The sequence below is a fragment of the Haliscomenobacter sp. genome, from assembly GCF_041740695.1.
In the GTDB taxonomy this organism is placed as follows: Bacteria; Bacteroidota; Bacteroidia; order Chitinophagales; family Saprospiraceae; genus Haliscomenobacter.
Genome location: NZ_JBGSLK010000011.1, coordinates 1 through 19,644 on the forward strand (window position 1 = coordinate 1; position 19,644 = coordinate 19,644).

Sequence of the window (19,644 nt, forward strand, 5' to 3'; positions counted from 1 at the left end):
GGCTACCGCAGCGACTTTGCACCTCGGCTCCGCTCGGTGACCGAGCCGCTGCGGCAGCCTCAACCTTCTCAACCTCCCTCAACTTCAAAATAAGTCAATGGACCCACTACACCTGAATACCCAAGCCGTTCACGCAGGCTATACCATCGAAAAAGAATTCGGTTCGGTGAGCCAGCCGATCATCCTGAGTACTACCTTTGAGCGGGAAAACGGGGTGCCACGCGAGCACATCTATACCCGCAGCGAGAATCCCAACCGGATCAGCCTGGAAACCAAACTGGCCATCCTCGAAGGTGGGGCCGATGCCATTGCCTTCGCGTCAGGTCAAGCGGCGGCGTATGCGGCGTTTCAGGCCATTTTGGAACCAGGTGCCCATGTCCTGATCCCGGATGATTGTTACCACGGCATTCGCAGCCTCTTGTCACAAGTGTATCAAGGTTGGCAAATCAACGCCGAAGAAGTGGACATGAGTGAGGTGAGCAATGTGGCCGATGCCATTCGCCCCGAGACCAAGTTGATCTGGATTGAAACCCCCACCAATCCAAAACTCAAAATATTCGATATCCAGGCCATCGCCAAACTGGGAGCTGAAAAGGGCATCATCGTAGCCTGCGACAATACCTGGGCGACGCCTTTTTTCCAACGCCCATTTGAATTGGGTTGTGATCTGGTAATGCATTCCACGACCAAGTACTTTGGCGGGCATTCCGATATTTTGGGTGGAGCCTTGATTTTGAAAGAAAAAGGTGCCTTGGGCGCTCGTTTGCGTTCGATTCAAAGCGCCGGTGGGGGAGTACCTTCGCCATTTGACTGTTGGTTGCTTAACCGCAGTCTGGCCACTTTTCCCCTGCGTATGCCCGTTCACGCGAGCAATGCGCAGGTTTTGGCGCAGTTTTTACACGGGAAACCTGCCATCGAGCGGGTCTATTACCCCGGTTTGCCTTCTCACCCGAACCATGATGTAGCCAAGGCACAAATGCAGCACGGTTTTGGCGGCATGTTGTCCATCGAAGTGAAAGGCGGCAAAGAAAAGGCGATTCAACTGGCCGAACACCTGCAAATATTTGCCCATGCCACTAGTTTGGGTGGGGTGGAGAGTTTGATTGAACACCGCCGCACCGCCGAAGGGGCTCAGCCACGCAGCCCGGATAATTTGCTGCGTGTTTCGGTGGGGATTGAATTTATTGGGGATTTGGTGGCGGATTTTGAGCAGGCGTTGGGGAAGTTGTAAATCGTTCCTAAGTGTTGGTTTGCTGCTGGTACTTCACAATATCCTTGGGAACACAAAATTGTTCCAACAATTGTGGCAACGCTTGTTTGGCTGCTACACTTTGCCGCAATTGCCAGTAACGGTCTTTGTTGATGGCGATAACCGATTCAAAATCAATCAGGGGCGCTGGATAGTCCTGGCCGATTTTACACTGATAAAAACTTTGTTCCATGAGGGTCATTTTCCAGGGCTCAGCCAGGTGCGCGGAGGGGACGTTTTGGAGTTCGGGGACCCATTTTTTGATAAAAATTCCCTCTGGATCGTGTTTGTTGACTTGGGTACTCGGGTTGTAAATCCGCAAGGTGTGGTAACCCGTAAGCCCGGCCTGCATCTGGATTTGTGGGTAATGAATGCCCGGGTCAAAATCCAGAAACAAACGCGCCAAATGCACGGCTACTGGCCGCCAATCCAGCCACAAGGCAAACGAAGCAAAAGATACCAACATCGCCCGCATGCGAAAATTGACCCAGCCATTGGCTTGCAGGCAGCGCATGGATGCGTCAACCATCGGAAAACCCGTTTGTCCCGACTTCCAGCTTTCCAGGAAAGGCCCTTCGTTCAATCGTTCGAGTTGATTAAAAACCGGATTGATCGGTTCAACTTCGATGCGCCAGTCTGATTCCAGTTTTTGAATAAAATGGGAGCGCCACCACAAGCGCGAGCGAAAGTTTTTGAGGTTCCAACTGCCCGCATTATGGGGTAAATTGCCTCTCAGCAATTGCATGATTGCCCGCGAGCTGATGCACCCGTAAGCCAGGTAAGGCGACAAGCGGCTGCAACTGATTCGACTGGCGGCAGGTTTGGACAATTGCAGGCTATAGTTTTTGCCCCGCTCCTGAAAAAATGAATGGAGGTAGCGCCAAGCGGTAGTTTCACCACCTGGTTGGAATCCTTCCTGGTAAGTTTGAAAGGAGGCCGGGAGGGGTGGATAAGCCCATTGTCCCAGCAGATTTTTTGGAAGCTCCAGGGTGTTTAGCTGAGGCAACTCGACCGTGGCCAGGGGGGCTTTGAAATAGGCTTTCTCCAGGTTTTCAACCCAGGCACGCCGGTGTTTTCGCCCCCGAATGATGCCATCGTGGGGGAATTCACGGTACTCTATCCCTTGGGTTAGACACCATTTTTTGACCGCCTTATCGCGATCAAAAGTCAATTTGATGCCCGTTTCGGCATGGCTGTACAAGTGTTGGATGTGGTAATGTTCAGCCAGATTGGCCAGACTAGGAATCACCTCACTACACACCCAGTAGATTTTTTTCTGGGAGCCTTGTAGCTGCTGTCGCAGGTCTAGCAGGCTTTCATGTACAAAACGCCAGTGGCGCAAATCCATTTCCGGAGCTGCCATCAAACTGGGCTCAAAACAATACCACAACAAACAGGGGATGCCGTCGGAAGCAGCTTGCGCTAGAGCAGCATGATCCTGTAAGCGCAGGTCGCGTTTGAACCAGATGATGTTGATGGTAGGTTTGGTCATAGAGGCTAAGGGGCGATAAAAAAATAAGTGCTCATTTTGCCAAAGGGTTAGATGAGTAAACAATTCATTTTAAGTGTCTTATCTAATTCTTTGGCTCAAGAAAAATGAGTACTTATTTTTGCCCCACTACTAAATGCCGGAGGAAAAAAAAGGTTCAGATTTTATTGCTTGTAAAGCCCAAAAATCCTAGCCACTTCCACCGGCCGATCCGTACAAATAATATCCGCCCCAGCCCTAAAACGTTCCAAATACAGCGCTTTGCTATCTACCAATGGTATCGTATCGACATTCCCATTGGTGCCCAGGGAGCAGGTGATGCCCAAGGAATGAATGCGCTGATAATAGTCAGCAGGTTGAATTTCACGCGGAGTCAGAGCCACCAATTGACTTTTTGGGATGCCTGATTTTTCAATAGCAGCAATTTGCGCCTCCTGATTAAAACCCAATGCTAACATCAGATTCGGTTGTTGCTCATAAACGTATTCCGCATCTTTCAAACTGTAACAAATCAACACCGCCTGATTTTCAACCTTCGCCTGCTTGATTTCCTGCAAGACCAAATCAATGGCGGTACCGGGTTTGTTGTCAATGATCAGAATGCAAGGTTTTTTTCGTAAAAAATGCAGTGTCTCCCTAAAAAGTGGCGGATGATATGGGGTCACCTGCTCTTCTTCATTTTTCAGGTTTATGGTCTTCAATTCTTTCCATAAACTTTTGCTAACGGAACCTGTACCGTTGCTCATCCTTTCCAATTCATCGTCGTGCGCGAGCAGCAACACGCTATCCTTGCTCATGCGTACATCAAATTCGATGAGTGGGCAGTACACTTGTTGCAGGGTGTGTTGGAAAGTAGCCAGGCAATTTTCTGGAAAACCTCCACTGGGTCCACCACGGTGCGCCATGATAAAAGGTGTCTTTTGTTGAGGATTGTAGCGAAAGAGGGTTTTGAGCGCAGCAAAGTCTTTCGGCTGGCAATTGACACCACTGGCTTTGCTATCCTTTACTGAGCTAGCACAGGTACAGGCCATGAGAACAAGCAGTAAAAGAAACAGGCTATTTTTCATGCAAGATTGAATTCTTGTCGAAAGATAGTTTATTTCAAAACGTAATTTTACGGATCAGTATAAATCAAACAATTAAAATTCAATTGCATGCATCCAAAATACGTACTGATCACTGGTACTTCCTCTGGGATCGGAGCAGCCACAGTAAAACTATTGGCAGATTCCGGCTACACCGTTTTTGCCGGGGTAAGAAGTGAGAATGCATTCGAAAAGTGGCAGCAAAATAATCACCCACATATCATCCCGCTGCGACTCGATGTAACTCATCCCGCAGCCATCGAAGCCGCATATCAGGATGTAGCCAAGACTGTTGGTGAAAATGGCCTGTATGCCCTCATCAACAACGCGGGCAACTGTATCGGCGTACCCACCGAGCTATTTGATGAAGCAGCAGCCAAACACTTGATGGAAACCCATTTTTGGGGCATGGCCAATCTCTGTAAAGCATTTATTCCCTTGTTGCGTAAATATGCTCAGTCCAGTGGGTCAGCGGCCAGGATCATCAATGTTGGCTCGACGGGCAGTATTTCTTCCTTTCCATTTATTCAATTTTACAACGCCGCTAAGTTTGCGATCTTGGGTTTTACGGAATCCATTCGATTTGAGTTGGCCCCACAAAACATTCATTGTTCAGCCATTCTGCCGGGGGCTGTAAAAACGGAGATTTGGGACCGAGCTGAGGAAAGCATCAAGACCAGTTTGCAACAATTGTCCTCTGAGGGTGCTCACTTGTACCGCGACAATATCACATCCGCCCTCCAGCTTTCCAATAAATTAGAAAGCAAGGGGGTAAGCTCACGGTCCGCTGCTTTGGTGTATAAAAAAGTACTGGAAAGCCACAAACCCAGACTCAAATATTTCATTGGAGCTGACTCAAAATTGATGCATTGGATGGTGCGCTATTTACCAGATGCCCTTCGGCACGCCATCATCAATACCCAGCTGAAGTTTAAAAAGACCTCATAGCTTTAACACGGCTGCAATAAGCTTCTGGCGCAATGGACCGAGGTCGTAATAGCTGCCTTTGGCTGACAAACCCATGTTCTGCCGGTTGATGAGCACAATCACTGAAATGTTAGACTGGGGTACCACCACAATGCTGGTCCCCGTGAATCCGGTATGCGCAAAGGTGCCTGCAGGAGTGTTTTTCATGACCGGATTCGTGGGGTCCATCATCCAACCCAGGCCATTGTTGAATTGGTCTTTAGTTAAAAATTGTTCGATGGTTTGGGCGGAAATAAATTTTCGCTCGACCACCTTACCTTTGGCCAAGAGCATATCGACCAATTTTTGCAAGTCACCCACAGTGGAAAACAGGCCTGCTGCTCCAGAGACGCCACCATTCGCATACCAGGTGTTGCCATCGTTTACCTCACCTTTCAAGGTATAATTGCGCCAGCCATCCCATTGTTTTGGGTCCAGGTCTTTCACCGTAAAACCAAGTGAGGCATCATAAACCATTCTTTTTTCGTAGGGATTTCCATGCGAAGTGGCGGCAATTTTGTTAAACCCTCCTTTGGTCAGGGGATTAAAAGTAGTGTGCAACATTCCCAGTGGCTTAAACACCTGTTGGTCCAGGAATTGCTCCAGCGGCATTTTGGATACCTGCTCGATGATCTGGCCCAGCAGCACAAATCCCAAATCGCTGTAGCGGCGTTGTTTCCCCACTGGAAAAGCCAGGGGTAGTTCTCCAATGAGTCGATAAGTCTCTTGCTTATTGGAGGCTCGGTAATAAAGTGGATACCATTCCCTTAACCCAGCGGAGTGGCTGAGTAAGTGCCGAATGGTGATTTTGCCCTTTTCAGGGGTATCAAATGCTGGAATGTATTTGCCAACTGGATCATCGACTTTGAGCAATCCTTGGTCCACCAACAACATGATGGCCGTGGTGGTGCCCACTACCTTGGTCAAGGAAGCCAAATCGTACAGGTGGTCAAGCGAAGTAGGCTCAGGATTGGGGAGGAGTTGGTGCTGAGCGTTGTATTTTTGGGAAAGCCCATACGCACGTTGGAAAAGGACTTGTTTGCCTTTTTTGACCTGAATAACTGCACCCGGAATCTTGTCCCCTTTTACTTCACTTTGGAGCAGGCTATCCAGGGTTTTGAATTTTTTTGCGTTGGTTAGCTGAGGGGAAGGGCTTGGTTTGGATTGGGAAAAAACAAAAAAAAGTGGTGCTAAAAGCAGAAAAAACAGAAGGTGATAACGCATGATGGCTTGGATTTGTACCTGCCCGAAAATAGATTCTTTTTTTGATTCTGACTACATCGCACAAAGAAAATTACATCGAAGGTTTCCTGACATTGCGAATAAAAATTAAATTTACATTTATTGATAAACTATAACTATGAAACAAACAACCAACATTTTACTCATTCTGTTCGGAGTGGGTTTAAGCCTCTTTGCGCAAAAAGGCTTTGCACAAGACCCGAATTTCCACATTTACCTGTGTATCGGCCAATCCAATATGGAAGGCCCTGCTCCAATCGGCCCGCAGGACACGGTGAGCAATAAACGACTCCAACTGCTATCAGCCCTGGATTGCCCAGAATTGGGCCGCACCATGGGCAATTGGTACGACGCCAAACCTCCCCTGTGTAGATGCAATACCCGCCTGTCGCCCGCTGATTATTTTGGCCGCACCATGATTCAATACTTGCCTGAAAAAATCAGCATTGGCTTGGTGCACGTTGCGGTAGCGGGGAGCAAGATTGAAATTTTTGACAAAGAATTGTACAAAACCTACCTGGACACTTCGGCTGCCTCCAGACCCTGGATGATCAGAATGTCTGATGCTTATGGAGGGAATCCCTACCAGCGGCTGGTGGACATGGCCCGGATAGCTCAGCAAAAGGGCGTGATCAAGGGGATATTGTTGCATCAGGGCGAGTCGAATACGGGGGATAAGGCCTGGCCCGCAAAAGTCAAAAAAATCTACGACGACTTACTTGCGGACCTGAAACTCGCACCCAATTCCATTCCTCTGCTGGCGGGTGAATTGGTGAATGCCGACCAGGGCGGCCGATGCGCTAGCATGAATGAGATCATCGCTACCTTGCCACAAACCCTCCCACGGGCTAGCGTAATTCCTTCTTTTGGCCTGGAGGCTGTTCCCGACAAATTGCATTTCACCGCCGAGGGCATCCGCAAATTCGGGAAAAGATACGCTGCCCGGATGCTATACTCGATGGGTGTCGACATTGAAGCGTATCCAGCTCAATCCATCGCCGCAGAAACCAATGCTCCCGGTATGCCTTATCCACGAGTAGATGCCGAAAACAGAGCGGTATTCAAAATTGATGCTCCTGCAGCGAGTAATGTGCAGCTGGATTTGGGCAAAAAATACGACATGGTGAAAAACGAGGCAGGCTTGTGGACGGTCACTACCGAAACCCTGCAACCGGGTTTCCATTATTATTACCTGTTGATTGATGGCTACCGTTTTTCAGATCCCGCCTCCGAATCCTTCTTTGGCATTGGTAAAATGATGAGTGGCATTGAAATTCCTGCGCCAGACCAGGCATTTTATACCCCACGCGATATCCCACATGGCCAGGTTAGAGAAAACTACTATTACTCCGCGACGATGGGCAAGTATGAGCGCTTCTTTGTGTACACGCCTCCTAGCTATGATGTCAATACCACTGAAAAATTTCCAGTACTGTACCTGCAGCATGGCATGGGCGAAGACGAACGCGGCTGGGTAGAACAAGGCAAGTTGAGCATCATCATGGACAACCTGATCGCCGACAAAAAGGCCAAACCCATGGTCATCGTTATTTCGGATGGTGGCACCGGTGGTATGTTTAAGCCGGCTGTAGGTGAGGATGTCAATGAAGCGAGAAAACAATTCGGTGCGAAATTCAGCCCCATGCTCTTGGATGAAATCATTCCTTACACGGAGAAAAATTTCAGGGTAAAAACCGATCGACTGAGCCGGGCCATGGCTGGCTTATCCTGGGGAGGGTTCCAAACTTTCCAAACGGCCCTGCCCAATCTCGACAAGTTTGCCTACATCGGCGGCTTCAGTGGAGCGGGCATGTTCAACCCGGAAACCGACATGAAAACGGTGTACAACGGTGCCTTTGCGAACAGTACCGATTTTAATAAAAAGGTCAAAGTATTCTTTTTGGGGATCGGCGCTCATGAAGGCCAACGCACCAAAGCACTCAGCGACGCTTTTATCAAAGCGGGGATCAACAACACTTACTATGTATCGGAAAATACGGCGCACGAATGGTTGACTTGGCGGAGATGTTTGTATCAGTTTACGCAGCAGTTGTTTAAATAAATTTGAATCAAAAGTTATGAAACGTTTCAATATACTATTTTTACTGTTGATGCTCGGCACTTTGACTGGCCACGCTCAGCAATGGCAGCCCATCCAAACCCGCGATGGACTCGTACAAGGCACCTTCGAAAATGGCCAACAGGTATTCAAAGGAATTCCTTTTGCCGCTCCTCCCACCGGGCAATACCGCTGGCAAGCCCCCCAAACCGCTGAAAAATGGTCAGGGGTAAAAATGGCAAACCAATACGGCCCCAGCCCTTTCCAGGGAGGCAATCCACCTGCCGGGAAAAGTGAAGATTGCCTGTACCTCAATGTCTGGAGCCCTGCAAAATCAGCTACTGAAAAGTTACCCGTTTTGGTTTGGATTTACGGTGGCGGTTTTAGTTTTGGTTCTACGGCCGAGCCTGGTTATACGGGTGAAAAGCTGGCTGGTAAAGGCGTAATTGTGGTGAGCATTGCCTACCGCGTAGGCCAACTTGGCTTTCTTGCGCATCCCGAATTAAGTGCAGAGTCACCCAATAAGGCTTCCGGCAACTACGGCCTGCTTGATATGATCGCAGGGCTGCAATGGGTGCAAAACAACATTGCGGCTTTTGGTGGCGACTCCGGCAAAGTGACCATATTCGGAGAATCGGCGGGAGGAATCGCGGTAAGTATGCTTTGTGCTTCACCGCTGGCCAAGGGACTTTTTCACGGAGCTATTTCCCAAAGTGGTGGCTCCTTTGGACCTCCCCGCGTGACCACCTATCCAGGAGAAAACCAAAAACTGCTGGCTGATGCCGAGACAATGGGCTTGGAATTTATGAAAACAGCTGGAGCTACCAATTTAAAGGAATTGAGGGCCATTCCTGCGGATAAATTGCCTGGGGTTCGAGGTTTGGGTACCTCCTGGCCCACGATTGATGGCTATGTCATTCCTGCGGATCAGAGTACCCTTTACGCAAAAGGCCAGTACAATGCTACGCCGATTTTAGTAGGCTACAATTCAGATGAAGGGATGAGTTTTATGCCTCCAAAAACGCCAAAAGATTATGTTGACGGCGTAAATAAGAGGTACGGAAAATTTGCTGATGACTTGATCAAAGCCTATCCAGTAGGTGAAAACAATGTACCAAAAACTGCTCGCGACCTGGCTCGTGACGCCGCCTTTGGATGGCATACCTGGAAATGGGCAGTGTTGCAGGCTCAAACCAGCAAAAAATCTAAGGTATTTTACTATTATTTTGACCAGCATCCTGATTACCCTGCTGATTCTCCCCTTTACGGCTCTGGTTCTCCGCATGGCCAGGATGTAGCGTTTGCATTCGGGCACGTCAATCCTGAGAGCAAACAAGCCTCGTCTACGGATCAGGCAATATCGGAAGCCATCATGACCTACTGGACAAATTTTGCCAAATTCGGCGATCCCAATGGCCCGGGAGTGCCGAAATGGGAAAAATTCACAAAACGAAAGCATGGGGTCATGCATTTCAAACAAAGCCCACAAATGGGTGGCGTTCCCAGTGAGGAATCGCTGAAAGTATTGGATGCGTATTACACCTGGAGGCGCACTGCGGAAGGCAAAGCATGGGCAAAATAAATCCTAGACACTCAAACAACTTCTTAGACTTTAATCCAACAACATATGAAAAGGAATATCTTTCTCTTGATTTTTTGTGGGTTAGTTACCATGGCCTGGTCGCAACCCACCTCACAACCCTCATTTGTTTCCCCTGAAGTTCATCCCGATGGAAAAGTGAGCTTCAGGCTTTGGGCGCCAAAAGCCAATGAAGTAAAGCTCAATGCCCAATTTGAAAAGGCGCCGCTTGTCATGCAAAAAGATGACCGAGGGGTATGGAGTGTGACGGTAGCAGCAGTAAAACCTGACATGTATCCGTATGCATTCAATGTAGACGGAATTCAGGTAGCCGACCCTAAAAACTCCGCCATTTTTCCGAATGAGGGTTTCCAGAATAGCATTTTGGAAGTTACCGGAAATAGCCCTTTGGTGCATACGCTTAAAAATGTGCCCCATGGTACGGTTTCCTACCGGTATTACAACTCGCCTGCATTGGGTATTCGCCCAGTAGTGATTTACACGCCACCGGGGTATGAGGAAAATTCGAAAAAAAAATACCCGGTATTGTATTTGTTGCATGGAACCACGGATACCGAAGAAACCTGGACCAAGGTTGGGCGGGCCAATGTTACCCTTGACAATTTGATTGCTGAAGGTAAAGCCGAGCCGATGATCATTGTAATGCCGTATGGTCGGGCTTATCCAAAAATCAGCAAATCTGCAGGCAGTCTACGCAACTGGGATAACCTCCAGGAATTTAAACCTGACTTTTTTGATAACCTGATGCCCTTTGTGGAGAAAAACTATCGAACCAAAAATGACAAAAACAGTCGGGCCATTGCTGGGTTTTCTGGAGGAGGAGGCACTACTTTGTACTTCGGCCTAAACAACCTGGACAAATTCAGTTATGTGTGTGGATTTGCACCCGGCATGCTTGAAAACGAATTTGAACGCAACAACGAAGTCGCTTTTGCCAATCCTGGACAGACCAACAAAATGCTCAAGTTGTTTTGGATAGGCGTGGGCAAAGACGACGGCCTGCACGCAGTAAACCAGAAATACATGGAGGTATTGAAGCAAAAAAACATCAAGCATGAAACCTTGATTTCCGAAGGTGGGCATACCTGGATGAACTGCAAACTTTATCTGGCTACTATTGCTCAAAAATTATTCAAGTAAGGGATTGGCCAATACGCCAATAAAACATGAGTCATCCCGAATTTTTGGGATGATAAACCGCGGATGCGGTTGAATTTATAATAGCCCCGGTCGTCCGGGGTCATTTTGGTAGCAAAAGGTTCCGCAACCGCGGATGCGGTTGAACTTTCTGCTCAATTGAGTTCAACCACTGCCGTGGTTGCCGCCAATTTGACCCAACAATTTACCCCGGACGACCGGGGCTATTATAAATTCAATCGCTCCGCGATTAGGTTTATGCCCGATTTTGACTTTTCAAAAATTCGGGATGACTCATGTTTTATTTCAAAACTTACAACTTCTTAAAATACAAATTCCTTACCCGGCCATTGGTTACTTTGCACCCGGTAATGCCATTGTTCGCATCGCGTACAAACTCAATTTGGCCAAAAAACCAGGCCTGCCCAGAGAACATGTCTTTTTTAAGGGGCTGCAATTCAAAATCGCTGTGCCTGCTGTGTTGAGCCATTAGTTTTCCCCCGACTACTACAAAATCATAGGTAGTAGATAATTCTTCGCTGTAAAAACTGCCGGAGAACTCTGCCAAATTTACTGCAGTTTTATCAAAATCCTTGATACGTTGCGCATCCATAATGCGCCCACTTTGATGGAGTTTAAGCGTATTGACCTTATCTCCTCCATTCGGTACAAACTCAACTTTTGCATCTACTCCTTCCACTGTAAACTCCGTATTCGACAAGGGGCTTAGCACAAAAGCAGGTTGTCCGGTTGCCTGCCCAGATAGTTGGCCATTATTTGAGCTGATGCTAATGTTAAAGCCAGGCTGTAGTTCAAAATCTCCCAGGTAAGTGTTTAATGTAGCTTGGTCTACTGAAACCCCAGCTGTCTTTGGACTTTCTTCTTTTTTGGCTGTTACGACGGGCTCCGTTTTGATCTTGTCTTTCAGGTAAATGTCCACTACCTTGTGTGCCATGTCGCCCGAATTGAATTCAGCTGCATTGCTCAAAACGACCACCGAAAATTTTTCATCCGGAAAGCGGGTTAAAAAAGAGCGATAGCCAGCATCCGCCCCGCCGTGCTGGATTTCATTTAAATCTTTGTACTTGCCTACAAACTGACCAAGGGCTCCACCAAAGGTTTTTCCATTGTTCAAAACTGCCAGGGTATTCAATTTACGAATGAGGGCGGAGTCACCCACCGCCGGGTTCCCAAAATTGACAGCCCACAGACTCAAATCTTCAGCGGTGGTAAAAAGACTGGTGGCACCCACATTGGCATAGCTCAGCACACTTTTTTTGTAGCCATTGTTTTCATGATAAGAATAGGCCCGGTTTTTCACAATTTTTTCATGGTCATCGTAAAACAAGGTGCTTTTCATTTTTAAAGGGCTGAAAATATTGGCTTGGGTAAATTCCGCAAAGGATTGACCAGATACTCTGGCTACAATTTCGGCCAATAAAGTGAAGCCTGTGTTACAGTATACAAACTCTTCGCCCGGGTTGAAATTGAGCGCTTTTTGCTTACTTATCAGTTTTAATACATGCTCTTTGGTGATCACATCATCCAGTCGCCAACCAGCCATCGCCAGCAAATTCCATTGGTCGCGCAGGCCGCTGGTGTGGGTAGCCAAATGACGTAAAGTGATGGTTTTGCCAAAATCAGGAACTTCAGGAATGTACTTTCTGATGTCGTCGTCCAGGCTGAGTTTACCAGCCTTTTCCAGCAACAAAATGGAAAAAGCAGTAAACTGTTTTGAAACCGAAGCGATGTGGAATACTGTGGAAGGGCTATTCGGAATATCGTATTCAAGGTTAGCCATTCCGTAACCTTTTTTGTACACAATTGTGCCGTTTTGGACTACTGCTATTGCGGCACCAGGGCTGTCTTTATTGTCCCAGGGCGCAAAAAGTTCATCCACTTGATCCCCCAGAGTAAGCGCCTTAGGTTTGACCAGTTTTAGGGTGATGGTGTATTTTCCTTTGGATTCATTCTCCTCTAGCGGCGTAACTTCCACCACATATTTTCCCTTTTCATCAGATTTTAAAGCAAACAGCTCCGCTCCATTGTTCCCATTTGGACTATCAAACTCTGCTATTTTTTTTCCTTGAGGGGTGTAGGTGCTGATTTTTACATCCACTCCTTCCTGCATCAATTTGAAAAAAGCAAATTGGTTTTTCTCCAGGTTGACGGAGTATCGATGTTCCTCTTTTGGAGCGACTTCTGCTGAAACAGTTTTGCCTTTTAATAGCTCCCCCTTTTGGACCTGAGCAAGAGCTAGGTTAAAAAATAGGCATAAAAAAAGGCCAAGAGCCACGGTGATTTTTAAAGCTTTCATGATTTTTTTGTTTAAAGCCAAATAAAGGATTAAACGCCAATTTTTGAACAAAACGCAAATAAAACTATCTTGCGCCACCAAAGCTCAACGATGGAAGATCAAGTAGACATTCTTCGCTGCAAGTCTTGTGCAGCCACCCTTTCTGGCATTTATTGCGGGCAGTGCGGACAAAAAGTAATCCAGCGTCGCATCACCATGCGCGCAATTTTTGATGATATTTTCAGTCAGATCAGCAATGTGGACAAAGGGTTAATTTATACCTTTTTCATGTTGTTTAAAAAACCAGATCAGGTAGTGTTGGATTACCTCGCTGGTAAAACGATTAAATACAGCTCACCATTTAAATACCTGGTTTTTTGGACGGCTGTTTCAGCATTGATCTACATTGGCTTTGGCTTTTATGATCAACAAATTGCGGGTATGGACAACTTGATGCAGTCAAGCGAAGACCAAAAAGTAAATGAATTTACCACGCTGTACAACGATTTGATGAAACAAAATTTTCAGCTTTTCTCTATTTTATACATCCCTTTTTTCGCCATTTTTACCCGGGTTTTTTTCAAAAAATCTGGGCTCAACTACGCCGAACACTTGGTGGCTAATGCCTATTTCAGCGCCCAGGCATCAATCGTGTTTATGCCTCTTCTTCTATTTAACTTGAACATGGATTTGATCACCACGCTGAGTATGTTGAGTATGACCTTGTATTATACTTACGCCAGTCACAAGCTGTTTAAACAAGGCTGGCTTGCTGCTTTTTTCAAAGTGGTCATGATCTATTTATTGAGTATATTTTTATTCGGTCTTGTGGCTGCAATTGTACTTATACCGATTGTTTTTTTGCAAAAACAATAAAATCATAATGCTTAGTAGTGGGGCAAAAATAAGTGATCATTCTCCCAGATACCGCGCTACAAACTTTACCAACTCCTCCCCATGCAAATTTTTGGCAATCACCTTCCCATCCGCATCCAGCAAAAAATTAGCCGGGATCGTCTGGATGCGTAGCGCCTCCATCAAAGGGGCATCATCCCCGCGCAGGTGAGAAGCGTGTACCCAGCGGTAGGCCCCGTCCGCTTGAATCGCTTTTTTCCAAGCTTGAGTGCTGGCATCCAAGGCGTAACCGATGATCTCAAAGCCATTTTTATGGTGATTTTCCCACAAGGGCACCAAAAAATCCCGGTTTTCACGCCGACAGGGGGCACACCAGGACGCCCAAAGATCCAACAAGGTCAAGCGGCGTTTGCCAATGAGCTGAGTCAAGGTAAGGGTATCTCCAGCCAGCATCGGTAGGAGGGCATCGGGTAGTTTATCGCCGATCATTACTGCAAGGCGCTCCCGATTGCTTTTTTGGCACAGTTGAGCCACCCAGGGGTGACTGGGATTGCTGCTTTGCCATTTTTGGCATTGGGAAAAAAGAAATTCGGGTATACGTTCATAATCCTGGTTCGGACTCACCCAACGAATGGCCAAAAGTGCGGGCAGCAGTTGATCGGTTTGTTGCGCGAAATCCATTAAGGGTTTTTGAAAGTTCAATCGTGCCGCTTCGGCTTCGAGTATTTTTGTTTCCTCGTGCTCTTCGTCCTTGTTTTTGGATAGGAATTGCTGAAAAGCGGCTTGGCGAATGTCTCTTAACTTTAGCAGCGCGGCATTTTCAGGGGAGGGATTTTCGATGGCAAAACTGCTTTGAAACTGTGCCATCGAAGCACTTATTTTAAGTTTGAGTCCATTTTTCCAAATGATTGGGCAATAGTTGGCGCTGCTGGGGTCATCGTTGTTCAAGCGGTTGACAAACGGTTCGCCTTTTCGTTGCACGGCAAGTTCGAGCAGCATGGGCTCTACACTGTCTGGTAGTTTTTCAAAAACAAAACTCCCATCAGGTTTTATACGTGCCGAATCGATTACCTGCCCCAAAAAGCTGGTAGCCACCTCATCCAAACTACGTGGTTGAATCAAAAAGAGGGTAGGGGCCCACTGATCATTTGGTGCTAAGGTGATTTTCCCGGAGAGGGGTGCCTGGCCAGTGCAACTTGTGTGCAAGGAAAGGATCAACAAAAGGAGATAGGTAATCTGTTTCATGTGCAAAGAATAAAGCCTAATCAATTTATTGCAGCGTTTTCCACCATTCCTGAAAGGCCTGCCCGCTTTCTTTCAGGTTCACGCATTCACCAATCAAGGGTGTTACCAAAGGTACAAGATAACCACTATTCAAGCGGGTGATTTCCGTCAAGGGTTCATACCAGGCATGCATGGCCAATGCGAATTTGGACGAATGAACGGGCATCAGGAGTTTGGCCTGCAAGGCTTTGGCTGCTTTCAGCGTTTCTTCGGGCAGGCAGTGAATCGCGTGCCAGGCGGGATTGTACTGACCGTTTTCGAGAATAGCCAAATCAATGGGGCCAAATTGATCGCCGATTTTGGCAAAGTGCTCGCCATAACCACTGTCGCCGCCCAGGTAAATTTTCCCATTGGGGGTTTCTAACAAAAAGGAAAGCCAGAGGGTGTTGTTGCGCTTGAAGGAGCGCCCTGAAAAATGACGGGTTGGAAGGGTATGCAGGGTCAGGCCTTTTTCCAGGATCAGGCTTTCATTCCAGTCTTTTTCCATGATTCGCTCCGCCGGATAACCCCAGCGTTCCAGATGTGAACCCACCCCAAGCCCACAAATCACCTGTTTTACCTTGTCTTTTAAACCCGTTACAGTTTGGTAATCAAGATGGTCGTAATGGTCGTGGGTAATCAGGAGATAATCAATAGGCGGCATATTTTTCACGGTATAAACATCGCTGCCTTTAAAAGCCTGGTTTGAGCCAGGGATCGGGGACACATTGCCACTAAAAACTGGGTCGATCAGAAATTTTACCCCCCCGATTTGCAGGTAATAGGAAGAATGACCAAACCAGACCAATACATCCGCATTAGCAGGTAATTGATACAAATCTGTAAAAGTGGAGGGTATGGGTTCTTTCGGCTTTAAATCGGGCTTTTTTGCAAAGAAAAAGCTGTACAGTACGCTCCCAAATGAGTGCCCTTCCGAAAGGTTAGGGGTAGGTTCCTTGTTGACAAAGGCGCCATCCTGGTAATGAGGGGATTGTTTGATGCGTTGTAACCTTGCGCCTGAAGGCGCTTTACCGAATTGGGGCAGTTGCAGGAACAACAAAACGAAGCCAATAAACAAAGCAAGGAGGAGAAGAATGAACATGGTACGTGTATATTTGAAAAAAAACGGGTTAGTATATTTATTCCTGATTGACCCAATCGTAAAATTTCAAGCCATTTTCTAAACGTTCAATGGCTTTCTGAATTCTTTCCACCTTGGTTTCAATTTTTTTGGCACCCTCGATCCAGTCGATGTAGTATTTCTGGTTGCTTTCCGATAGGGATGAAAAAAATTGATGGGCTTGGGGAGCATCCAGCAAGCAGGCCAAAATCTCGTCAGGCACAACCACGGGTGAGGCATCGTGAAACAAAACCACATGCACGAGGTCGCCTTCTTTTTTGCCGATTTTTTTACGGACGGCGGCATTAAGTGGCAAAAACATCCGCTGGTCTTTCATCGGCAACAGGTTGTACTGTTTGAGTTCGTAGGAATCAATGAACCCGTGTACCCTGATTGTGCCGCCAGGGGCTTTGTACTCGGGAGGGATGTCCGGAATAATCACATAGGTCCAATTGCTCATGTCAAAGCCACTTTGCGCTGCCCTTTTTTCGATTAAAAATTGTTTGTCGACGAGGGGAGTAGGGGACATGATTGATGGATTTGGGACAAAGATAAAGAGTTTCATGATGACATTGACAACAATGGAAAAGCTGCGGGAGCCGTATGAATTGAATGATGGTTCGTTTATTTGTTTAGCTTTGAGGAGCAAAAGGAATAAATAGCTCTTAAGCCTAAAACCAACGCGATGAAAACCTTCAAGTTAGTATTAACCATTCTATTGGGAATACTCATGGTTTTGGGAGGTGTTTCCCACTTCCTGAACCCATTGATGTATGCCGGGTTTTTTCCTGAATTCGTACTGAATGACGCACTCAATATCGCAGGAGGGGTAGTAGAAATTGGCCTAGGTTTAGGGGCGATGATTCCACGTTTCCGGCATTTGGCTACCCTGGGGATACTTTTGCTGATGGTGTTGTTTTTACCCTTACACGTGATTGACGTGTTTAGGGGCGACCCGGCAGTGGGAAGCCATCAAGCTGCTCTGATCAGGTTGCCAGTGCAATTTGTACTTATTTTTTGGGCCTGGTTTTGTCATCGGAACAGTAGTAAAAGCTCCCAACGCTAAGCTTCAATTTGTTCCAAGCCCACAAACATGCTATCCAGTTGAAGGTCTCCAAAATAAGTCATGGTAGCCACATCAGCCGCGTCTCTACCGTAAGCCAAAACGGCTCTTCCGCCAGTAGTAATTTCTTGGGTAGCATCAAAAGTGTACCATTTTCCACCCACATAGGCCTCAAACCAGGCGTGTAAATCCATCGGTTCCAAATTGTGTAAATACCCCACCACAAAGCGCGCAGGGATGTTGATGCTGCGGCAAAGGGCGATGGCCAAATGGGATAAATCTCTACAAACCCCGACTTGACTATCCAGGGTATCCATTGCCGAAGTGGAAGGGGTGCTGTGGTTGTACTCGTATTTGATGTTGCTTCTAACCCATTGTCGGATGGCTTCCACCATCTCGTAGCCCGTTGATAAGTAATAAATGATTTCAGATGCTTTAGCGAGCAGTTTGTCCGACTCACAATACCGACTTGGCAACAAATAGAGGAGGACATCGTCGGGCACATCCTGGATCAACACAAAATTTGCGCTAGAATCCACTTCAATCGTTGGTGCTGTCTCTACTAATGCACTTGTTTTGATTGAAAATTGACCCATGGGGGAAACCATACGTTGGCAGTAATTTCCATAATGGTCCAGGTATTCCGTCACTGGTACTGCTGGTTCTACGATAAACTCCTCGGTAAGAATCGTTTGATTAAAATCAGGTCGCAGCTTCAAAAGGAAAATTAAGGGGACGTTTTGGTAGGTTTGGTAATCCAGTTGGCAAGTGATTTTCAATTTCATCCAGTAGTTTTTTTAGCTGTGTTTATTTGTGCCTAGGTAATATAGATACTGATGCGGCCGAAGGTAAATGTAAACAATTCTAGGCTAACCACAGCTTACTAAATTAAGTTGTAGGTAAGTACCGAGAGTACGGAGCTGTGAAGGTGGATTTGATGTTTTGAATAGCGTGCGATGCTGGAGGCACCGTTCCTTAGTCGCCAGCATGTTCAAATACCCGCAATTTGTTTTTGGTCGCAATGAGTTCTTTTTCGAGGGCATCGATTTGTTTCAACAACGTAGCAATGGCGTCAATACCTTCCAGGTTGATTTCAAGTTCGTAATGCAAACGGAGCATTTTTTCTACTTCGGGCAGCTGTTCTTCGGGCAGATAATGGGTTTCTTCAATGACCACTATTTCCACCAACTCATATTCCTGCAAAGCGAAGATGAAGGAGGTGTCTACATTGTGTATGGTGCAGAATTGTGCAAGCTGGATCAAATTGTTAGTTTTCATTGCTTCTCATTTTGGCCAATTCACTAAACAATGCTTTTTCAGAATCAGTAAGCTTGGTAGGCAATACGACTTGATAAGTAAGGTACAAATCCCCGAAGGTATTGGCCTGTTTGTAAACGGGGAAGCCTTTGCCTTTTAATTTGACCTTGGTACCACTCTGGGTTTCGGGTGCTACTTTTAATTTCACTTTGCCGTCCAGAGTCTCGATGGTTGTTTCCCCTCCCAATAGGGCCGTGTACAAATCCAGATCGATCGTGGTATACAAGTTACTGCCCTCTCTTTTGAATTTTGGATGATCTGCAATCGAAAAAGTGAGGTACAAATCTCCATTGGGGCCACCATTTGCACCAGGGGTACCGTGCCCGGTTATTTTAATGGTTTGTTCATTTTCAACCCCAGCCGGGATGGTCAGGCGAATGTTTTTGCCATTTACACTTAACGTCCGCTGATGGCTTTGGTACACATCGGTTAAATTAAGTTGCAGTTCAGCGTGCAGGTCTTGCCCTCTGAATTTGGTTTGCCGATTGCTGCCTCTCCCTCTGGCTTCACCTCCAAACATTGATTCAAAAAATTCGGAAAAATCGCCGCCCGCGAAATCTTCCTCGCTGAATTGCCTGCCGGATTGCCGCTGGGATTGCTGGCGTTGTTGTTGTCTGGATTTTTCTATTTCATCGGCATGCTCCCAGTCTTTTCCGTAGGTATCGTATTTTTTCCTTTTTTCTGGATCGCTTAATACTTCATTGGCTTCGTTGGCTTCCTTGAATTTTCTTTCTGATTCTTTGTTGTTTGGGTTTAAGTCGGGGTGGTATTTTCTGGCCAGTTTGCGGTAAGCGCTTTTGATGTCGGCATCTGAAGCGGTTTTGGGTACGCCCAGCACTTGGTAATAATCAATGAATTCCATCTGGTTTGTTTAAGTTTTGTATGGTTCACTTCTTGCAATGA

General features: G+C 46.7%; 17 protein-coding genes. 7 read left to right on the top strand and 10 right to left on the bottom strand.

Features of this window, described 5'->3' with window-relative positions; genetic code table 11:
* The first annotated feature begins 97 nt into the window (after positions 1 to 97).
* Complete coding sequence (locus tag ACEW9O_RS01810) at positions 98 to 1,231, top strand: PLP-dependent aspartate aminotransferase family protein (protein WP_373548405.1); 1,134 nt, start codon at positions 98 to 100, stop codon at positions 1,229 to 1,231.
* Between the two features lie 7 nt (positions 1,232 to 1,238).
* Here ACEW9O_RS01810 and ACEW9O_RS01815 read toward each other — a convergent pair whose 3' ends face one another.
* On the bottom strand, positions 1,239 to 2,741 hold the full coding sequence (locus tag ACEW9O_RS01815) for a deoxyribodipyrimidine photo-lyase/cryptochrome family protein (protein ID WP_373548406.1): 1,503 nt from the start codon (positions 2,739 to 2,741) through the stop codon (positions 1,239 to 1,241).
* Positions 2,742 to 2,902: 161 nt separating this feature from the next.
* Entirely contained in the window at positions 2,903 to 3,805 is a 903-nt protein-coding gene (locus ACEW9O_RS01820; protein WP_373548407.1) for a glycerophosphodiester phosphodiesterase family protein, read from the bottom strand.
* An 87-nt stretch (positions 3,806 to 3,892) separates the two neighbouring features.
* Between ACEW9O_RS01820 and ACEW9O_RS01825 the strand changes: the two genes are divergently transcribed.
* Positions 3,893 to 4,771 carry an SDR family NAD(P)-dependent oxidoreductase gene (locus ACEW9O_RS01825; protein ID WP_373548408.1) on the top strand — a complete coding sequence of 293 codons (879 nt, stop codon included), beginning with the start codon at positions 3,893 to 3,895 and terminating at the stop codon, positions 4,769 to 4,771.
* Here ACEW9O_RS01825 and ACEW9O_RS01830 read toward each other — a convergent pair.
* Positions 4,766 to 6,013, bottom strand: coding sequence for a serine hydrolase domain-containing protein (locus tag ACEW9O_RS01830; protein WP_373548409.1), 1,248 nt, complete (start codon positions 6,011 to 6,013; stop codon positions 4,766 to 4,768). The genes ACEW9O_RS01825 and ACEW9O_RS01830 overlap by 6 nt on opposite strands.
* A 136-nt stretch (positions 6,014 to 6,149) precedes the next feature.
* Between ACEW9O_RS01830 and ACEW9O_RS01835 the strand changes: the two genes are divergently transcribed.
* The 3 genes from ACEW9O_RS01835 to ACEW9O_RS01845 are packed head-to-tail and all read left to right on the top strand — an operon-like array spanning position 6,150 to position 10,830.
* Positions 6,150 to 8,093 carry a sialate O-acetylesterase gene (locus tag ACEW9O_RS01835; protein WP_373548410.1) on the top strand — a complete coding sequence of 648 codons (1,944 nt, stop codon included), beginning with the start codon at positions 6,150 to 6,152 and terminating at the stop codon, positions 8,091 to 8,093.
* 16 nt (positions 8,094 to 8,109) lie between these two features.
* The gene (locus tag ACEW9O_RS01840; RefSeq protein ID WP_373548411.1) at positions 8,110 to 9,672 is read left to right on the top strand and encodes a carboxylesterase/lipase family protein; all 1,563 of its coding nucleotides are present in this window, start codon (positions 8,110 to 8,112) and stop codon (positions 9,670 to 9,672) included.
* A gap of 45 nt (positions 9,673 to 9,717) precedes the next feature.
* Positions 9,718 to 10,830: an esterase gene (locus ACEW9O_RS01845; protein ID WP_373548412.1), complete on the top strand. Its 1,113-nt coding sequence runs from the start codon at positions 9,718 to 9,720 to the stop codon at positions 10,828 to 10,830.
* A gap of 310 nt (positions 10,831 to 11,140) precedes the next feature.
* On the opposite strand, the gene ACEW9O_RS01850 is transcribed toward ACEW9O_RS01845, so the two are convergent.
* Complete coding sequence (locus tag ACEW9O_RS01850; RefSeq protein WP_373548413.1) at positions 11,141 to 13,144, bottom strand: serine hydrolase; 2,004 nt, start codon at positions 13,142 to 13,144, stop codon at positions 11,141 to 11,143.
* A 90-nt stretch (positions 13,145 to 13,234) separates the two neighbouring features.
* Here ACEW9O_RS01850 and ACEW9O_RS01855 point away from each other — a divergent pair, with 90 nt between their 5' ends.
* Entirely contained in the window at positions 13,235 to 13,999 is a 765-nt protein-coding gene (locus ACEW9O_RS01855) for a DUF3667 domain-containing protein (protein WP_373548414.1), read from the top strand.
* Between the two features lie 36 nt (positions 14,000 to 14,035).
* Here ACEW9O_RS01855 and ACEW9O_RS01860 read toward each other — a convergent pair whose 3' ends face one another.
* The 3 genes from ACEW9O_RS01860 to ACEW9O_RS01870 are packed head-to-tail and all read right to left on the bottom strand — an operon-like array spanning position 14,036 to position 16,890.
* A complete protein-coding gene (locus ACEW9O_RS01860; RefSeq protein ID WP_373548415.1) occupies positions 14,036 to 15,223 on the bottom strand; it encodes a TlpA family protein disulfide reductase in 1,188 nt (395 codons plus the stop codon).
* Positions 15,224 to 15,248: 25 nt separating this feature from the next.
* A complete protein-coding gene (locus tag ACEW9O_RS01865; RefSeq protein WP_373548416.1) occupies positions 15,249 to 16,343 on the bottom strand; it encodes an MBL fold metallo-hydrolase in 1,095 nt (364 codons plus the stop codon).
* 37 nt (positions 16,344 to 16,380) lie between these two features.
* On the bottom strand, positions 16,381 to 16,890 hold the full coding sequence (locus ACEW9O_RS01870; protein ID WP_373548417.1) for a YdeI/OmpD-associated family protein: 510 nt from the start codon (positions 16,888 to 16,890) through the stop codon (positions 16,381 to 16,383).
* Positions 16,891 to 17,046: 156 nt separating this feature from the next.
* Between ACEW9O_RS01870 and ACEW9O_RS01875 the strand changes: the two genes are divergently transcribed.
* Positions 17,047 to 17,427, top strand: coding sequence for a hypothetical protein (locus ACEW9O_RS01875; RefSeq protein ID WP_373548418.1), 381 nt, complete (start codon positions 17,047 to 17,049; stop codon positions 17,425 to 17,427).
* Here ACEW9O_RS01875 and ACEW9O_RS01880 read toward each other — a convergent pair.
* The 3 genes from ACEW9O_RS01880 to ACEW9O_RS01890 form a co-directional block, all read right to left on the bottom strand.
* The gene (locus tag ACEW9O_RS01880) at positions 17,424 to 18,209 is read right to left on the bottom strand and encodes a transglutaminase family protein (RefSeq protein ID WP_373548419.1); all 786 of its coding nucleotides are present in this window, start codon (positions 18,207 to 18,209) and stop codon (positions 17,424 to 17,426) included. The two genes, ACEW9O_RS01875 and ACEW9O_RS01880, sit on opposite strands and share 4 nt — an antisense overlap.
* A gap of 190 nt (positions 18,210 to 18,399) precedes the next feature.
* On the bottom strand, positions 18,400 to 18,702 hold the full coding sequence (locus ACEW9O_RS01885) for a chaperone modulator CbpM (protein ID WP_373548420.1): 303 nt from the start codon (positions 18,700 to 18,702) through the stop codon (positions 18,400 to 18,402).
* On the bottom strand, positions 18,692 to 19,603 hold the full coding sequence (locus ACEW9O_RS01890) for a DnaJ C-terminal domain-containing protein (protein ID WP_373548421.1): 912 nt from the start codon (positions 19,601 to 19,603) through the stop codon (positions 18,692 to 18,694). Before ACEW9O_RS01890 ends, ACEW9O_RS01885 begins: the two co-directional genes overlap by 11 nt.
* Positions 19,604 to 19,644 lie beyond the last annotated feature (41 nt).